The following is a 14,978-nucleotide window of genomic DNA, read 5'->3' on the forward strand; positions in this document are numbered from 1 at the left end:
CTGTCGTCCGGCTGTCGCGGTGCTTGATCCGACGTTCAGAGCTGTCGTCCGACTGTCGCGGTGCTTGATCCGACGTTCAGAGCTGTCGTCCGGCTGTCGCGGTGCTTGATCCGACGTTCAGCCCCTTCGTCCGGCTGTCGCGATGCTTGATCCGACGTTCAGCCCAGATATGCTTTATAGGCCTATGAAAAAATTGTCTTTATTTGTTGAACAACTTATAAGAGTAATCTTCTCATCATAGTTTGAAGTAGAAAGGACAACTTCACATCTAATAATCTTTTATAGACTAACTAACCTATGACATTAGTTATTCAAAAATGCTTAGGGGAGGTGATGGTATGACCTCAAGATCAAAGCTTAAGGACCCTGGACTTATACTGACAGTTGTATTAGTTCTTTATGCGGTTCTTGTTTTCGGATGGTGGCCGGCTGATGTTTATATGGCAGGAATTTCGTTAGTCGGTTGGTTAATGTTTATTGGGTTGTTTTTCTGGTTTTTATTGGCTATTGTTTATGTGGTTTGGATTGAGAAGGTCGAAGAAGAGCAACAAAATTAACTTAGTATAGCGAGGGGGGAAACAGATATGCAAGTTACTGAGTCGATCATTATGTTTATCTATTTAATAGTAATGACTATATTTGGAATTTACTTCTATCGTCGAGCAAGACGGTCTGAGAGTGACTATTTTACCGCAGGAAAAAGTATCAATACGTTTATCGGTGCATTTGCGATATTTGCCGCGGTAGCCAGTTCAAGTTCTTTACTGGGGGCTGTAGGTTCAGGAGTAGCTTTGGGAGTGCCATACTTCTTTACTTACGCATTTGGTGTTATCGCGATCATGCCGTTTGCGATGTTTTTAATATCTGGACAAATTCGGCGGTCAGGCGTGAAAACGGTTCCAGAATTTTTTAAGCAGCGATTTGGAAGCTCCGTACAAATAGTTGCTGCGGTCATTGTTTGTGTGGGTATGACCTTTTATATGGTACCTCAGCTGACTGCTTCAGGTATTATTGGTTCTTATGTATTAGGTCTTAACTATACTACGGCTGTCATCGTTTTAGGGTTAGGTTTCACTTTATACGCCGCATTAGGTGGTATGTGGGCGATCACTTATACGGATTTGATCCAAGGAATGATTATGATTGTCGGTATTGTCATCTTAGCATTAGTTATTCTCATGGATCATAGTGGGTTTAGTGCATTAATCAGTGATGCCCTAAGTACTGACCCAGCATTTGGTGACATTACTCAACCGTGGATGTCATATTTTGGTTTGTTTATCGCCTTTTTATGGTTCGGAATTATTTCTCCATCGGTGGTGATGCGTAACTTTGCTTCTAAAAGTGCGAAGATTGCTCGTCGTACAGCGATGTGGGCGTGTTTAATTTACTTAACATTATTCGTATCTGGATTTGTGGTTACGTCCGCTGGAGCAAGCTTAGGAATTGTTGATACGTTAGACAACACAGATATGATTTTCGTTTCTGTTATTGAGCATTACTTACCAGCTATTTTAGGTGGAATTATGTTAGCTGGGTTATTAGCTGCAATTATGTCTTCTGCAGACGCGATGCTATTAGCCATTTCAGCTGCTATTGCCCACGACATTTATAAAGGGCATATTAATAAACAGGCTAGTGAAAGATTTGTTACTGGCTTAGGGTTAGTCGTAATGATCGCAGCTAGTATTGTCGGCATTTTAATAGCGATTGACCCACCTGGTTTAATTGCCATTATGGTCGGCTGGGTTGGCGGATTCCTGTTGTCGGCTTTCGGTTTCCCATTAGTTCTTGGTATTTGGTGGAAACGCGCCAATACTCAAGGTGCCTTAGTCGGTATGGTTAGTGGTGCGATTACCTTTGTAATTCTTATTTCTTCTGGTGCACTACCGACCAACGCAGAGCCAATCATTGCTGCTCCTGTTTCGTTAGTGTTAATGATTATTGTTAGCTTAATGACTACGCCACCACCTAAGGAAAAACAAGAGTTAGTGGATTACTATCACACACATTTAGAAGATTCTAATTAAGGGAAAGAGGATGAGAAATATGCCAGCTGAATTAAAAGCCAAATTGCAAGTTGTTCAATTGGGAGACCAACAAGTTGTCACAGAAGATAATGTCCATCACTTTACCTACAAGAATTTGAGTCTTAAAAATAAACTAAATACGAGCATTAATAAAGAATACGTTAAGCAGCATATACAAAACAAGGAGTTCATTTTTCATCCTTTTTGGGTAGCTAAAACACTGATTGTAGCTGAACGACCACCGTTTCCACCGAAAAAAACACCTAATGTTATTTTTGTCGATGCGGTATCAGGTTATCGAGGAGTCTTTTCGAAAATTCCTGGTTTGCATGAGTTAGAAGTTGATGAAGACCAACTAGTGGAAATGAAGATTGACCGTAAGAATAGCGCCCATTTATATATTAAAGATGTTCAAGAAAAACAAATCAATCGATCCTACATTCTAAAAAAGCCTAAACATGAGGTTTTAGAACTGCTCCCAGTTTATTTACCGATGTGGAAAGTAACAGTACAGAGTGAGTTCATTAATGACACGGTTTATATAAATGCTAATACGGGTGAGAGTGAGAAGTATTTGAGTGAGCGATGGTATAACAGGAAGGATTTACTACTTTAGGATGAAAGGACTTAAAGGTTGTTAAGCAGGCGATTGCCTGCTTTTTTTCTTGGTTTATTCAACCTATTATGGCAATATAAAATGAACAATATAAAAAATTTATCGAGAAGGGGTGTTAGAGATGATACAGTGGAAGGAAAAGCGAAAAATACCAGCAAACATTGAACAAATATGGTCACTTTTCCAGCCGGATCAATTACAAAGGATTATGCCCAAGGTTGTTAAACATGAGTTAATTGACCATGTTGAAGGAGAAATTGGCACGACGTATGAGCAATCTTACCAAGAAGGAAAGCGGGTAGTCACCTATATCGTCGAAACGCTTGATTACAGTAATCAAGAAGATTATAAGCATCTAAAGGTAGGTTTTAATATAGGTAAAGCATTCCGGGTTGAAACAGCTTATACTATTGAGAAAAAAGACGATAACCATTCTGTCTTAACCTATGAAGGTGTCAATCAGGGAACTAATTGGTTTGGTAAGCTGATGCTAAAGATGGCGAGATCAAAAGGAAACGATAAAGTCATTAATGGGTTTTTAGATCGAGTGAAAGAAGAAGCAACCAAAGAGAGTAACTAGTGAAAAATAGTTAAGGGGGATTTTATGGGAGATGTTATCATTTGGTTGACCTTATTGTTATTGATTGTCCTTTTTAATGGAACAGCGAGTTATCTACATAAGAATGGTAAACTATCATTATGGATATCTGGAATTATTATGGGACTACTTGTTCCTGTGATAGGGATTTTATTATCCAATCTATTTTTGGGGATTAGTAGAATGTTTTATCCTGATTCAACACATGAAGGGTCAGGGTTTGCTGCTGCATTTATTGTCTTAGTTTTATTAGCAAACGCTGTGCTTCTTTTGATTATAGGCATTGGTATCAAAATACGAACCTATGTCATAAATAAAAAGGCAAACATTTGATGGTTAAGTAGTTCAGTTTTGGAGTACAAACAATATAAATGTAATGTAAATTTAGCATTGAATTGCATAGTAATTTGATGCTCTTTTTTCATTGTTATATCAATATTCACTTGTATTTTGAGTAGTTATTTACACAGGAAAATGCAACCCAATTTTCAAACATACAATAATTATTGAAGACATGCAAAATCACGTGCAAAAACTAATGCAATTTCGGCAACAAAAAAAGAGCAAATTCCTTATAAGAAAATGCTCATTCTTGTTAAACTAACGCTCAGCGTTAATTTAACAAGATTCTTTTTATTGCCCCTTATAAATAACTTTACCTTGATTATCTAAAGCTGTAATTTGATGTGGGTCCACATCTCCTTCAATTCTAAAAAGAAAAACCCTTTCATTATCCGTATCTATTAACTCAATATCTTTATAAGTTTTTCCTTCTACCTCTATTTGAATTTGTTTGACGTTGGGATTTTTTATTAAACCAAAAAAGTATGACTCGATAGCTTCCTCTCCTTCTGATACCCCACTTCCTCCTAAAACCATTCCATCCTTGAACTCCCACACAGTAGACCCTAAAGGTTGTTCATCACCTGTAACAAAATGACTAAATTTCCATTGTCCTAACCAATTTTGCTCCAGCCTTCCCACAAATAATGCGTGTTCACTTCTAAAAAATGCTATCCAATCTCCATTTAAATTTTTTATTTTATAAACTTCTTGTATTCTTGGAGACCATTCCTCTGTAATGGAATAAATATCTTTTGTAGTAGGTTTCTGTTGATGTTGAAATATGATGTATGAGGACAAGCCTACTAAAATTATAGTGATAATCAATATATATTTTTTCATAAAAATCACCCTTCACACTAAAATATTACCATATAAATCCAGTCCTTTGTTCAACAAACCTGCCCCGTTAGTTTAATAACGTTCTTTAACTCATTTCACCGTAAAAATACTAAATATCTTTGGATTCCCCACATTTTGTTGTGCAATTATAATCACAATTAGCCCTACAAATTAGTCTACAATTTCATATGAAAAAAGTAGTCCAATTAAGGGTGCAAATTGCAATTTTGTACTCTAAAACTGAACTACTTTATTTGATGGTACGGTTGTTCTTTTGGAGTGGAGTGCTAACATAAAAAATATTGAGACTTTGTGTTGATTACACTAGCTTTTTTGTTGATTAGCACTCCATTTTTGTTGATTGATCTTCACTTTTTGTTGATTAATTCTCTATCGATAAAGTCCTGACAGGTTTATTGAATGATCTTTGCGACAAACTTCCTCTGTCTTGGCCCGTCAAATTCGCAAAAATATAAACCTTGCCAGGTACCAAGTACTAATTGACCATCTTCTATGATTAAGGTTTGTTGGTGCCCAACTGTGCTTGTTTTCATATGGGCAGCAGTATTACCCTCCATATGTTGGTCCTTAGGGTCATCCCAAGGGTAAGCTTCTCGGAAACGACGAAGCATGTCTGTCTTCACGTCAGGGTCAGCATTCTCATTGACCGTGAGTCCGGCAGTCGTATGCATAGATGATACCACGACAATCCCTTGCTTAACTCCTTGTTCGTAAATCCAATTTTGAACTTCATGGGTGACTTCAATCATTTGATCATGTTGGTTAGTTTTAATAGGAAATGTTTTAAACATATAATCCTCCTATATAAAGCGTACTTCATATCATCATATCACAGATGATTTTTGATGATAAATATCTTTGACTTATATCAATAATGGATGAAATGAATGATATAATTGAATCTAAAATCTAGTTTTGGAGGTTAATTCTATGAAAAAGAATCATCCACACGATTTAAATTTTGTTGTTGAGGCGTCGATAGATCAACTGGAGGAAAAGTTGGCAAAAGGAGAGATTACATCAAGAGAGCTTGTCATGCATTATATGAATCGAATTGCTGAGTTTGACCAAGGTGAATTAGGCATCAACTCTATTGCCGAACTAAATCCTGATGCTATACATATTGCAGAAAACCTTGATTTAGAAAGAAACGAAAAAGGGGTTAGAGGTCCATTACACGGAATTCCTATTGTTTTAAAAGATAATATTGATACTGGAGACAAGATGCATACGACAGCTGGCTCATTAGCATTAAAAGATCATGTTGCTAAGCAAGATGCATTCTTAGCGAAAAAGCTACGAGAAGCGGGTGCGATTATTTTAGGTAAAGCTAATTTAACCGAATGGGCAAACTTTATGACGGTAGGAATGCCAAATGGTTACAGTTCAAGAGGTGGACAGGTTCTTAATCCTTATGGTCCTGGTGAGTTCGACACAGGTGGATCTAGTGCAGGTTCAGCAGTAGCAGTCGCATCTAATTTTGTGACTGTTTCTGTAGGGACGGAGACTTCTGGTTCAATTTTAAGTCCTGCTAGTCAAAACTCATTAGTTGGGATTAAACCGACTGTAGGTGCAGTGAGTCGAAGTGGAGTTATTCCGATTTCACATACACAGGATACAGCAGGGCCAATTGCTAAAACGGTTCGTGATGCAGTCTATGTCTTTCAGGCGATGGTTGGTGAAGACCACCAAGACCCGGTAACAGGAAAAGCTCGTCAGTATGCTAAGTGTGACCTAACTCGTCATTTAAAGCAAAATGGACTTAAAGGTAAGCGAATTGGAATTGCTCGTGAACATTATTTTGATTCCATTAGCGAGGAAAAAAGAAATCTGCTCGATCAGGCTATAAAGGTGTTAGAGCAACAAGGGGCAATAGTTGTAGATAACGTCACCATCCCGTCAACTACACATAATTGGGGAATTGGCGTCATGATCTATGAATTTAAGAATAGCCTAAATGCTTATCTAAAAACGGTCTCTAAAGAAAATATTAAGGTAGGCTCGATTGATGATATAATTGATTTTCATCACGAAAATGAAGAAGAGACGCTGAAGTATGGTCAGAAGTGGTTTTTAGAAGCGGCTAAAACCACTGGACTATTAACAGAATCAGATTTTTTAGATGAGTTATTATCTGATCAATATTTATCTAAGGAACAGGGGATCGATTATACGCTAAATGAGGAACAATTAGATGCGATTGTTTTTCCAAATAATATTGGTGCTGGTATACCAGCTAAAGCAGGTTATCCTTCAATTACGGTACCAGCAGGTTATACCGACCAAGGTGAACCGGTTGGAATCACTTTTACAGGAACCGCATTTGCAGAGCCAAGTCTAATAGAAATAGCCTTTGGGTATGAACAAGCGTCATTCAGAAGAAGAGCACCAAAGTTACAGTAGTAATTGTTAAATAGAAGCTAAGTATATAGAATAAAACACAAAATAAAAGCCAATCCCAATCCATTTTGGGGTTGGCATGATTTAACTTACATTTCTTTAACCAAATCTTTTATCGTTTCCCCTTTTGGTAGGGGGGCTAGAGTTAAAATACCCTCGTCATCGGTTTCAACGATCTTTTGACAGCTTAATTCTGGTTTGCCGTTAATCATCATTAGACAAGTTGTACATAATCCGGTTCGACATGAATAGCGGTAAGCAATTGTCGCATCATGGTGTCGGTAAATCTCTTCTAGTATGTTGAGAACTGTCATCTCAGGTCCATAAGAGACTTCGAAATGATCCGTTTTTCCACTCGATCTTTGAATTTGGACATGTAATTTCATTTCGACTCCCCTCCTTGTACTGAAGCTATAGAGAATGATAACTCCCCATTGTGACTATTAGCTACTGTATGGTAAGTGGAAGACGCTAACGAAGGATGATCTGTATTATGATGAGCTCCACGGCTTTCTTTTCTGATTATAGCTGAGCCAACAATTGCTTTGGCTGTTCTTAGCATATGTCTGGCTTCAATTGAGTCAAGGATCTCTCTTGAATAAGGCTCCGTATTTAAAATAGTCATGTCACGCATTTGTGTTTCTACCTCATCAAGCTGTTCTTTAGCGATTTTTAACCCTTGATTAGTTCGAATGACGCCTACATGTTGACCCATAATCGTTTGGATTTGCTCCTTTAACTGATAAGGTCTAATCTCACCGTTTATTGGTGTGAGAATTTGTTCGATTTGTTGTTGGGCTGTTAATAACATAGAATCATTGACCTCAGGCATGGACGATAATTCGTCAGCCTCTTTTGCACTGGAGATGCCAGCTCTTGCTCCAAAAACGATACAGTCAGAAAGAGCATTATTACCGAGTCGATTCCCTCCGTGTAAGCCACCAGCGGTTTCACCGGCAACGTAAAGACCTGGGATTTCAGTTGCACCATGTTCATTAATTTGCACACCACCCATCATAAAGTGGGCAGCTGGTCCGATTTCGGCACGATTATTGGCAAAATCGATTCCTCGTTCGTGACACAGCTTATATTCGTGTGGAAACTCTTTTTTAACCTGATCAATTTCATCAGCTGCATCTAACCAAACGCCACCATTTTCTGTTCCCCGGCCATCAGCGACTTCAGTGGCAATCGCAATCGCTAGTTTGTCGCGAGTGGTATCTTCTAGTTGCTTAGGTTCATAATTTTCCATGAAGCGGCTTCCATTCGAGTTATAAAGCTTTGAATAATGATAAAAACTAATACAAAAGCCTGCAATCGAATTAGGTGCCACCATACTTACTGGGTAAAATTGAACTTGTTCCATATCAACTAGATTTGCTCCAGCACTTAAACCGAGTGAAAATCCATCACTTGTGGATTGAACAGGATTACTCGTTGTAGGATAGAGTTGGCCGGCTCCGCCAGTTGCTAGAATAACTGATTTGCATTGTATGAGGTAAGGTTGATGATCTTTAAGGTCTAACACAAATGCTCCAACGACACGGTTCCCATTTTTAATGAGATCGATCGTGATCACATCATTCCAAGTTTCAATATGGTCTGAAGCATTTGCCTTTTTTCTTAAGGTATGTAAAATGCCCAGTCCTGTTTTACCTTTTTTAGCACTGACAGACCTTGGTAATGAGTGACCGGATGTATGGGAAACGGCGATTTGCTTATCCTTATTGCGGTCAAGCTTTAAGCCCCATTCAGTTAAATCTTTTAATCTATCAGAAATATCTTCAGCAAGAGCTTCCATCAAAGATGATTCACTAAGCCCACGTCCACTTTCGTCAATATCTTTTAAATAGCTGTCCTTATGATCCTCGTTTGACCATTCACCTAAAGCAGCAATTTGAACAGCTCCAGTTGAAGATCCACTTCTACCAATCACTCCTTTATCAAGAACAAGTACGTGTTGGTTAGATTGGGCAGCATAAACTGCCGATGAAAGACCAGCAGCGCCAGAACCGATGACTAAAATATCAGTCTGTCTTAACTCCATAGATTAAACACTCTTCCTTTTCAATTTTTGTGTAACATTCTTTGTAAAAGATTTGTATGTATGGATAAGTTTAAATATTAATTATTACTTAGGATACATCATTTATGTAAATGTTCAAGTTATAGAATAACTCAGCGTTGACAATTCATGTAGCTATCCCCTAGAATTAAAAAAATCAATAAAAAATGAAAGTTCGGAATATTTGTTTTTCGGAACTGGACTTTTCTTGTAAGTCGGGAGTGTTTTATTAATGAATGAAAACAATGAATCGATCAAAGTGGGCTTTCTTTACCCTGGGTATGCTGCTGAAGATGATTACCCAGAGCTAGGAAAAATGGTTGACCCACGTGTTGATGTTCATTTGGTTCATACCGAATTTAACGAGGACGCACACACCGTAGAAGCACTTAGTGAAATGGGAAGTGTCCCACGTATTCATGAAGGAATAAAGCATTTAGCCAATTCAGGCGTTCAATCAGTTATATGGACTTCAACAAGTGCTAGTTTCGTTCTTGGATTAGAAGGGATCAAAAAACAGGTAGAAGCACTTGAGGAAGGGTTAGGGGTACCGGCATCTACAACAGCACTAACTTTTATCCGCGCTGTTAAAACGATTGGAGCTAAGCGTGTCGCAATCGCAGCTACTTACCCTGAAGATGTAGCCATAATATTTAAAAAGTTCTTAGAAAGCTTTGGAATAGAAGTATTGCAATATGCCAGTAAAGGAATCATTACAGCTGCTGAAGTAGGTACGTTACCTAAAGAAGAAGTGATCCAATTCGCAAAGGAAAATGACTGCCCTGTTGCTGATGCGTTATTGATTCCGGATACCGCTCTTCACTCAGCTTTATGGATTGAAGATTTAGAAAAGGTAGTTGGGAAGCCCGTGTTGACAGCCAATCAAGTAAGTTTTTGGGAAGCTTTAAGGCTAACAGGTCAATTTAAACCCCAAACTGGACTTGGCACTTTGTTTAACCAAGAGGCGATAAAAGAGGGAGGAAAGCTATTTGATTATTCAAGCTAAGAAAGGCCAAGTTAGTTATGGTGAGTCGATTGGAATTATGCTGTTAGATACGTTTACCCCATTTATACCAGGAGATGTAGGTAATGCTACCACCTATTCATTTCCAGTGAGATTCCAACGAATAGAAGGGTTTACTTTCGATAAATTGCTTGCAAAAGATCGGTCGATGCTAGAGACTATTATGGAAGCTGGCCATAATTTAGTTAGGGAAGGAGTCAGAGCGATTACAGCAGATTGTGGATATATGGCGATGTATCAAGAAGAGGTAGCTAATGAATTGAAAGTACCAGTGTTCATGTCTAGTCTCTTGCAGATTCCGTTTATCTCTACGATGTTAGGTCAAGGTGAAAAAATCGGTTTACTATGCAGCAATGCAGAGCATTTTGATGAGGAATTGTTATCTATCATTGGTCTTCAATATACGGCTTCATTATGTGTTAAAGGGATGGAAGGAAAAGAGAACTTCCGAAAAGCTGCTCATGACGAAATTGGAGAATTGGATCCACAGGTGATCGAGGAAGAGGTGGTATCGGCTGTTCAAGAATTAGTGGCAGAAAATCCAGAAGTGAAAGTTATTTTATTAGAATGTAGTAGCTTGCCACCATATTCTAAAGCTGTCCAGCAGGCGGTTCAACTACCCGTCTTTGACTACGTGACGATGATTAATTACGTGCACTCGACGCTTGTGCAAAAAGGATATAGTGGTTATATGTAGGGAGATGTAAGGAGCTTTTGGTTCTAATTAGGGGGAGCGGTAGTCTGTGGACTTAATCATTTCATTACCTAGAAAAAGCATCGAATAGAGGTGGTTTTTCTTTAATAGATAAGAAAGTCACCTTGTCGCGAGCGCAAACTGTCGAATAGAACCGCTCTAACTGACGAAATCGTCTCATCACGGGAGCAACCTGTTAATTAGACTCACTCTAATTAACGAAATCGTCTCATCACGGGAGCAAACTGTCAAATAGACTCGCTTTAATTAACGAAATCATCTCGTCGCGGGAGCAAACTGTTAATTAGAATCACTCTAATAACGAAATCGTCTCGTCGCGAGAGCAACCTGTCAAATAGACTCGCTCTAATTAACGAAATCGCCTCGTCGCGGGAGCAAACTGTCAATTAGACTCGCTTTAATTAACGAAATCATCTCGTCGCGGGAGCAAACTGTTAAATAGACTCAAGATCATCACTGATAGCACCCCAATAACCCATCCATTCCAACACAAAAAAGCTGAATTGCGCCCAGCAATTCAGCCTCCTTCTTAGATGTATTGCAAATGGTTATGTCATGCTTTAGCCATTTGTTCATTATTCCAAATTGATGGAATTTACTCGACACAGCATCGGGTTTTTAAATAACAACAAAACCAAAACCAATTACTAAATACTCCTTATTTATCCCCGCTCACTATGGAAATAAGACTCTTATTTGCACAAGGTCTTGAATGGAGCCATCCTGCGCACTTCTTGTATAAACTTGTAATTCGCCCGAATCTGTTGTTGGTTGGCGATCAAAAGGAATATTATCACGGAAATTACCATAAGATGGCGCAGCATAACGAGCTGTTGTAAAGGTTTCTTCGGTTACAACCTGACCGGAATCGTCAATTAATCGGAAAAGGACATTGGCTTCAAACGTTCTCGCATATCCTTCAATGATCGAACCATCTCGTACGGTTGTGCCTGGTAAAGGTAATGTGACGACAATATTCTGTGAAACAGGTAGAGGAATGATTAACCGGACGCCCTCATAAATGACATCCTGATTTACTCCTAAACGATTCATATTGGCTCTCATGATTGCCTCGATTGGAATTCCCGTTCTTTCAGATATAGAAGCTAACGTATCACCTGTATCGACTTCATAAATAAAAACAGGTAGCTCAATTTGCTGATTAGGAAGGATGAAGTTAGGGTTGTGAATGGTTGGATTAATACCTGATAAAGGGTCAATTGGGGTCGTAAAACGTTGGGATAACTGGCCGATGGTATTGCCATATTGGATAACATATAAAGTAAGGGTTTCTGTTGGAAGTGGTTTTGGGATCACTAGTACTTGACCTGGGGTTAATGAGTACATATCAGTAAAAGGTGGGTATAAGGCATTCGCCTGTGTAATCGCATCAACTTCACTCTCATATCTAACGGCGAGTCCATAAACGGTATCGCCAGGTTGGACTGTATGAATAATATGAGTTCCACGTCTAATGGTCATTTAGATCACTCCTTATTGAATGTCTATAAAACATATGACAAAAAGGAGAGAAATATGAGAAAAAGCCTACACTACTGGTAGTGAAGGCTTTAATCATGACCAATTATTCGTCTTCTTGTTTATCTTTGTCTTTTTGATGCCTGTGATCCCAATTTGGAACAAAATCGTTTTCTTCAAGCATCTTGTAGTTTTCTTCTAGATGTGTTTTAATCTTTTCCCCTTTTTCCTCATCAATGACGCCAAATTCAACGTACTTGTCAACAATCTCCTTGTGTTGATCGATCACATTGCGTTGAAGTTCAGCCATTTCATTCTTCTGTTCCTCAGTTAACTCGACGTCGTTAACACCTTCACCTTCCTCTGCATCTACATGTGACGCTACTAACCCAAGGGAGGTGAAGCCAATAAAGAATGCTGTTACAAGACTAATCCATAATTTCTTCATGTTAATTCACTCCTTCTAAATACTTCATTAAGTTAAGATGTACTATTTACCAAATTTCATTCTCGTTATAGGACAAACCGTATTGAACATATTCTTTAAGAAGGAAAGAGAGTGTAGGAGGGTTTGGATGCTTAAGGATCTAGACTGGCATTTAGTATCATTCGTTGGTGTGTCCATGGTTAAGGAGTATTGGATTTATTATCGTTTACCTCATATTCAATATTGGAGCCTAGAAAAAGAATTAAAAAAGTATGAAGGTTATCAATAAATCCTTTAAAATCATACCGATTCAATGATATAATATTTTAAGCACGGGGCATTAGCTCAGCTGGGAGAGCGCTTCGCTGGCAGCGAAGAGGTCATCGGTTCGAGCCCGATATGCTCCATCACTATAAACCTAGAACTGACACGGTTTCTTGCGAGAGCGAGAGGTTGTGTCTTTTTTTATGTCTTGATTTGTTCACTGCCCTCTCATGAAAGCTCCTCACTAAAAACTTTCTTTTATTAGCATGCTTTTGGTGCTAAGTTATTATGTTCTTTGTGTCACATTTTCCTACTGTTGCATATAAAGATTCCCCTTAGAATATTGTTTATGTTTATTTTGATAAAAGGGGTTTGGAAAAATGTAGCAAACATATCTGTAATTCTATATTTGACAAAATACCACTTGGGGTATATGATGTGGTTATCAGATTTAAAGTTACACAAATGAAATTGCGTTGTACTGAACATTTAAGAGGGAAGTCGTTAACAAAAAAAATCAAGTGTTGACGGATTTCTTTTTGTTGTGTAATATACCCGTATAGGTATTTTAGGGATAATGAAATAAAATTCTTAAGGAGGAATTTTTAATGAATATTACTAAAACGTTAGATGCAAAAGGATTAGCGTGCCCAATGCCAATCGTTAAAACTAAAAAGGCGATCGAAGGTATCGAAAGTGGGCAGATCTTAGAAGTGGTTGCAACAGATGCTGGTGCTAAAAGCGATTTAACTGCATGGTGCAAATCTTCTGGTCACGAACTAGTTAACATCAATGATGATCAAGGTGTATTTACATTCTATATTAAGAAAGGCTAATATTTTTTGATCTAAATTATACCCGTGCTGGTATATGTGTTGTTAAGAACATAGTTTAAGTTAATCTATGTTTTCAATACAATTTTTAAATAGTTAAAAAGGAGGACTACGAGATGGCAGAAAAAAAGAAGACGAATATCATCCTATTTAGTGGTGATTACGATAAAACTATGGCAGCCTATATCATTGCAAATGGTGCAGCCGCTTACGATCATGACGTAACTATTTTCCACACATTTTGGGGGTTAAATGCGTTACGTAAAGATGAAAAATTACAACCTAAAAAATCATTTATGGAGAAAATGTTTGGTAAAATGATGCCTCGTGGGGCAAACAACATGCCATTATCTAAAATGCAATTCTTAGGAATGGGCCCGAAAATGATTAAAGGTGTTATGAAGAAACACAATGCGATGCCATTACCTGATTTAATCGATATGGCCAAGGAACAAGAAATAACGTTACTTGCTTGCACAATGACAATGGACTTATTAGGTCTTAAAAAAGAAGAATTATTAGATGATATTGAATATGGTGGCGTAGCTGCTTACATTGCTGAAGGTGAAGATGGAGCAATTAACTTATTTATATAAGGTAGGCAACACAATATTTTGAGAGTCGTGGATTTAATGTCATCAAAATGACTGTTGGAATCTTGGAGAGGGAAGGACCAGTTGAATAAAAGTTACCGGAGGGATTTTAAATGACTGAAATTAAAGCAGATCACGTGTTAGATGCAAAAGGATTAGCATGCCCAATGCCGATTGTAAAAACACGTAAAGAAATTGATAATGTTGAACCAGGAAAAGTGTTATTAATTGAAGCAACAGATCAAGGTTCAAAAGCCGATTTAAAAGCATGGGCAGAACGTAGTGGTCACCAATATTTAGGAACAGTTGAAGAAGGTGATGTTTTAAAACACTACTTACGCAAGGCTTCCGAAGGTGAATCTGGAGAAGAAATTTCACATGAACCAACAATAAACAATGATGAATTAAAGCAAAAGCTCGATTCAGAAGACATCACTTTATTAGACGTGCGTGAATCCGCTGAGTATTCGTTCGGGCATATACCTAATGCGATTTCTATTCCTTTTGGTGAATTAGAAGATCGTGTTGATGAATTAAATAAAAATGATGAGCTTTATATCGTATGTCGTACTGGAAACCGTAGTGACATGGCAGCACAATTACTAAGTGAAAAAGGTTTTGCAAAAGTTTATAACGTTGTTCCTGGAATGAGTGAATGGGACGGGGACGTTGAAAGCAAACAATAGTACCCTAACCCAAGTTAGGGTCTCGCCTTAAGGCGAGTTTTT

Annotated in this window: 18 protein-coding genes and 1 tRNA gene; 13 read left to right on the top strand and 6 right to left on the bottom strand. The window is 38.1% G+C overall.

Annotated features, from left to right (window positions below; genetic code table 11):
- The first annotated feature begins 338 nt into the window (after positions 1-338).
- The 5 genes from HWQ49_RS08820 to HWQ49_RS08840 all read left to right on the top strand — a co-directional run bounded on the left by HWQ49_RS08820 (position 339) and on the right by HWQ49_RS08840 (position 3,577).
- Entirely contained in the window at positions 339-557 is a 219-nt protein-coding gene (locus tag HWQ49_RS08820) for a hypothetical protein (RefSeq protein ID WP_188207247.1), read from the top strand.
- 27 nt (positions 558-584) lie between these two features.
- Positions 585-2,030 (top strand): sodium:solute symporter family protein, encoded by a 1,446-nt coding sequence (locus HWQ49_RS08825; protein ID WP_188207248.1) that lies wholly within the window; start codon positions 585-587, stop codon positions 2,028-2,030.
- A gap of 19 nt (positions 2,031-2,049) precedes the next feature.
- Complete coding sequence (locus HWQ49_RS08830) at positions 2,050-2,646, top strand: hypothetical protein (protein ID WP_188207249.1); 597 nt, start codon at positions 2,050-2,052, stop codon at positions 2,644-2,646.
- 121 nt (positions 2,647-2,767) lie between these two features.
- Complete coding sequence (locus tag HWQ49_RS08835; protein ID WP_188207250.1) at positions 2,768-3,226, top strand: SRPBCC family protein; 459 nt, start codon at positions 2,768-2,770, stop codon at positions 3,224-3,226.
- A gap of 24 nt (positions 3,227-3,250) precedes the next feature.
- The gene (locus HWQ49_RS08840) at positions 3,251-3,577 is read left to right on the top strand and encodes an inner-membrane translocator (RefSeq protein WP_188207251.1); all 327 of its coding nucleotides are present in this window, start codon (positions 3,251-3,253) and stop codon (positions 3,575-3,577) included.
- Positions 3,578-3,877: 300 nt separating this feature from the next.
- Here the strand turns inward: HWQ49_RS08840 and HWQ49_RS08845 are convergent, their stop codons facing one another.
- Both HWQ49_RS08845 and HWQ49_RS08850 read right to left on the bottom strand, forming a co-directional pair.
- Complete coding sequence (locus tag HWQ49_RS08845; RefSeq protein WP_188207252.1) at positions 3,878-4,429, bottom strand: hypothetical protein; 552 nt, start codon at positions 4,427-4,429, stop codon at positions 3,878-3,880.
- A gap of 413 nt (positions 4,430-4,842) precedes the next feature.
- Positions 4,843-5,241 carry a secondary thiamine-phosphate synthase enzyme YjbQ gene (locus HWQ49_RS08850; RefSeq protein ID WP_188207253.1) on the bottom strand — a complete coding sequence of 133 codons (399 nt, stop codon included), beginning with the start codon at positions 5,239-5,241 and terminating at the stop codon, positions 4,843-4,845.
- Between the two features lie 139 nt (positions 5,242-5,380).
- Between HWQ49_RS08850 and HWQ49_RS08855 the strand changes: the two genes are divergently transcribed.
- On the top strand, positions 5,381-6,853 hold the full coding sequence (locus tag HWQ49_RS08855; RefSeq protein WP_188207254.1) for an amidase family protein: 1,473 nt from the start codon (positions 5,381-5,383) through the stop codon (positions 6,851-6,853).
- Positions 6,854-6,939: 86 nt separating this feature from the next.
- Here the strand turns inward: HWQ49_RS08855 and HWQ49_RS08860 are convergent, their stop codons facing one another.
- Together HWQ49_RS08860 and HWQ49_RS08865 are read right to left on the bottom strand one after the other, a co-directional pair.
- Positions 6,940-7,236, bottom strand: a complete 297-nt coding sequence (locus tag HWQ49_RS08860) for a 2Fe-2S iron-sulfur cluster-binding protein (RefSeq protein ID WP_188207255.1) — start codon at positions 7,234-7,236, stop codon at positions 6,940-6,942.
- The gene (locus HWQ49_RS08865; protein WP_188207256.1) at positions 7,233-8,897 is read right to left on the bottom strand and encodes an FAD-dependent oxidoreductase; all 1,665 of its coding nucleotides are present in this window, start codon (positions 8,895-8,897) and stop codon (positions 7,233-7,235) included. Before HWQ49_RS08865 ends, HWQ49_RS08860 begins: the two co-directional genes overlap by 4 nt.
- A 250-nt stretch (positions 8,898-9,147) precedes the next feature.
- Here HWQ49_RS08865 and HWQ49_RS08870 point away from each other — a divergent pair, with 250 nt between their 5' ends.
- Both HWQ49_RS08870 and HWQ49_RS08875 read left to right on the top strand, forming a co-directional pair.
- On the top strand, positions 9,148-9,921 hold the full coding sequence (locus tag HWQ49_RS08870; RefSeq protein WP_188207257.1) for a maleate cis-trans isomerase family protein: 774 nt from the start codon (positions 9,148-9,150) through the stop codon (positions 9,919-9,921).
- A complete protein-coding gene (locus HWQ49_RS08875) occupies positions 9,905-10,636 on the top strand; it encodes an aspartate/glutamate racemase family protein (RefSeq protein ID WP_188207258.1) in 732 nt (243 codons plus the stop codon). The genes HWQ49_RS08870 and HWQ49_RS08875 overlap by 17 nt, the downstream gene beginning before the upstream one ends.
- 693 nt (positions 10,637-11,329) lie before the next feature.
- Here the strand turns inward: HWQ49_RS08875 and HWQ49_RS08880 are convergent.
- Both HWQ49_RS08880 and HWQ49_RS08885 read right to left on the bottom strand, forming a co-directional pair.
- Positions 11,330-12,136, bottom strand: a complete 807-nt coding sequence (locus HWQ49_RS08880; RefSeq protein ID WP_188207259.1) for a LysM peptidoglycan-binding domain-containing protein — start codon at positions 12,134-12,136, stop codon at positions 11,330-11,332.
- A gap of 103 nt (positions 12,137-12,239) precedes the next feature.
- The gene (locus tag HWQ49_RS08885; protein WP_188207260.1) at positions 12,240-12,581 is read right to left on the bottom strand and encodes a YckD family protein; all 342 of its coding nucleotides are present in this window, start codon (positions 12,579-12,581) and stop codon (positions 12,240-12,242) included.
- A gap of 127 nt (positions 12,582-12,708) precedes the next feature.
- On the opposite strand from HWQ49_RS08885, the gene HWQ49_RS08890 reads away from it, so the two are divergent.
- The 5 genes from HWQ49_RS08890 to HWQ49_RS08910 all read left to right on the top strand — a co-directional run bounded on the left by HWQ49_RS08890 (position 12,709) and on the right by HWQ49_RS08910 (position 14,936).
- On the top strand, positions 12,709-12,849 hold the full coding sequence (locus HWQ49_RS08890) for a hypothetical protein (RefSeq protein ID WP_188207261.1): 141 nt from the start codon (positions 12,709-12,711) through the stop codon (positions 12,847-12,849).
- Positions 12,850-12,894: 45 nt separating this feature from the next.
- Positions 12,895-12,967, top strand: a tRNA-Ala gene (locus tag HWQ49_RS08895).
- A gap of 465 nt (positions 12,968-13,432) precedes the next feature.
- The gene (locus HWQ49_RS08900; protein WP_188207262.1) at positions 13,433-13,660 is read left to right on the top strand and encodes a sulfurtransferase TusA family protein; all 228 of its coding nucleotides are present in this window, start codon (positions 13,433-13,435) and stop codon (positions 13,658-13,660) included.
- Between the two features lie 113 nt (positions 13,661-13,773).
- The gene (locus HWQ49_RS08905; RefSeq protein WP_188207263.1) at positions 13,774-14,253 is read left to right on the top strand and encodes a DsrE/DsrF/DrsH-like family protein; all 480 of its coding nucleotides are present in this window, start codon (positions 13,774-13,776) and stop codon (positions 14,251-14,253) included.
- Between the two features lie 110 nt (positions 14,254-14,363).
- On the top strand, positions 14,364-14,936 hold the full coding sequence (locus tag HWQ49_RS08910) for a sulfurtransferase TusA family protein (protein ID WP_188207264.1): 573 nt from the start codon (positions 14,364-14,366) through the stop codon (positions 14,934-14,936).
- Positions 14,937-14,978 lie beyond the last annotated feature (42 nt).

The organism is Alkalibacillus aidingensis, assembly GCF_014595945.1.
Taxonomy (GTDB): domain Bacteria; phylum Bacillota; class Bacilli; order Bacillales; family Alkalibacillaceae; genus Alkalibacillus; species Alkalibacillus aidingensis.

Bases quoted from the DNA above. Each gene is read 5' to 3' on its own strand.
- HWQ49_RS08820 (WP_188207247.1), top strand. From the start codon at position 339: ATGACCTCAAGATCAAAGCTTAAGGACCCTGGACTTATACTGACAGTT.
- HWQ49_RS08825 (WP_188207248.1), top strand. From the start codon at position 585: ATGCAAGTTACTGAGTCGATCATTATGTTTATCTATTTAATAGTAATG.
- HWQ49_RS08830 (WP_188207249.1), top strand. From the start codon at position 2,050: ATGCCAGCTGAATTAAAAGCCAAATTGCAAGTTGTTCAATTGGGAGAC.
- HWQ49_RS08835 (WP_188207250.1), top strand. From the start codon at position 2,768: ATGATACAGTGGAAGGAAAAGCGAAAAATACCAGCAAACATTGAACAA.
- HWQ49_RS08840 (WP_188207251.1), top strand. From the start codon at position 3,251: ATGGGAGATGTTATCATTTGGTTGACCTTATTGTTATTGATTGTCCTT.
- HWQ49_RS08845 (WP_188207252.1), bottom strand. From the start codon at position 4,429: ATGAAAAAATATATATTGATTATCACTATAATTTTAGTAGGCTTGTCC.
- HWQ49_RS08850 (WP_188207253.1), bottom strand. From the start codon at position 5,241: ATGTTTAAAACATTTCCTATTAAAACTAACCAACATGATCAAATGATT.
- HWQ49_RS08855 (WP_188207254.1), top strand. From the start codon at position 5,381: ATGAAAAAGAATCATCCACACGATTTAAATTTTGTTGTTGAGGCGTCG.
- HWQ49_RS08860 (WP_188207255.1), bottom strand. From the start codon at position 7,236: ATGAAATTACATGTCCAAATTCAAAGATCGAGTGGAAAAACGGATCAT.
- HWQ49_RS08865 (WP_188207256.1), bottom strand. From the start codon at position 8,897: ATGGAGTTAAGACAGACTGATATTTTAGTCATCGGTTCTGGCGCTGCT.
- HWQ49_RS08870 (WP_188207257.1), top strand. From the start codon at position 9,148: ATGAATGAAAACAATGAATCGATCAAAGTGGGCTTTCTTTACCCTGGG.
- HWQ49_RS08880 (WP_188207259.1), bottom strand. From the start codon at position 12,136: ATGACCATTAGACGTGGAACTCATATTATTCATACAGTCCAACCTGGC.
- HWQ49_RS08885 (WP_188207260.1), bottom strand. From the start codon at position 12,581: ATGAAGAAATTATGGATTAGTCTTGTAACAGCATTCTTTATTGGCTTC.
- HWQ49_RS08890 (WP_188207261.1), top strand. From the start codon at position 12,709: ATGCTTAAGGATCTAGACTGGCATTTAGTATCATTCGTTGGTGTGTCC.
- HWQ49_RS08900 (WP_188207262.1), top strand. From the start codon at position 13,433: ATGAATATTACTAAAACGTTAGATGCAAAAGGATTAGCGTGCCCAATG.
- HWQ49_RS08905 (WP_188207263.1), top strand. From the start codon at position 13,774: ATGGCAGAAAAAAAGAAGACGAATATCATCCTATTTAGTGGTGATTAC.
- HWQ49_RS08910 (WP_188207264.1), top strand. From the start codon at position 14,364: ATGACTGAAATTAAAGCAGATCACGTGTTAGATGCAAAAGGATTAGCA.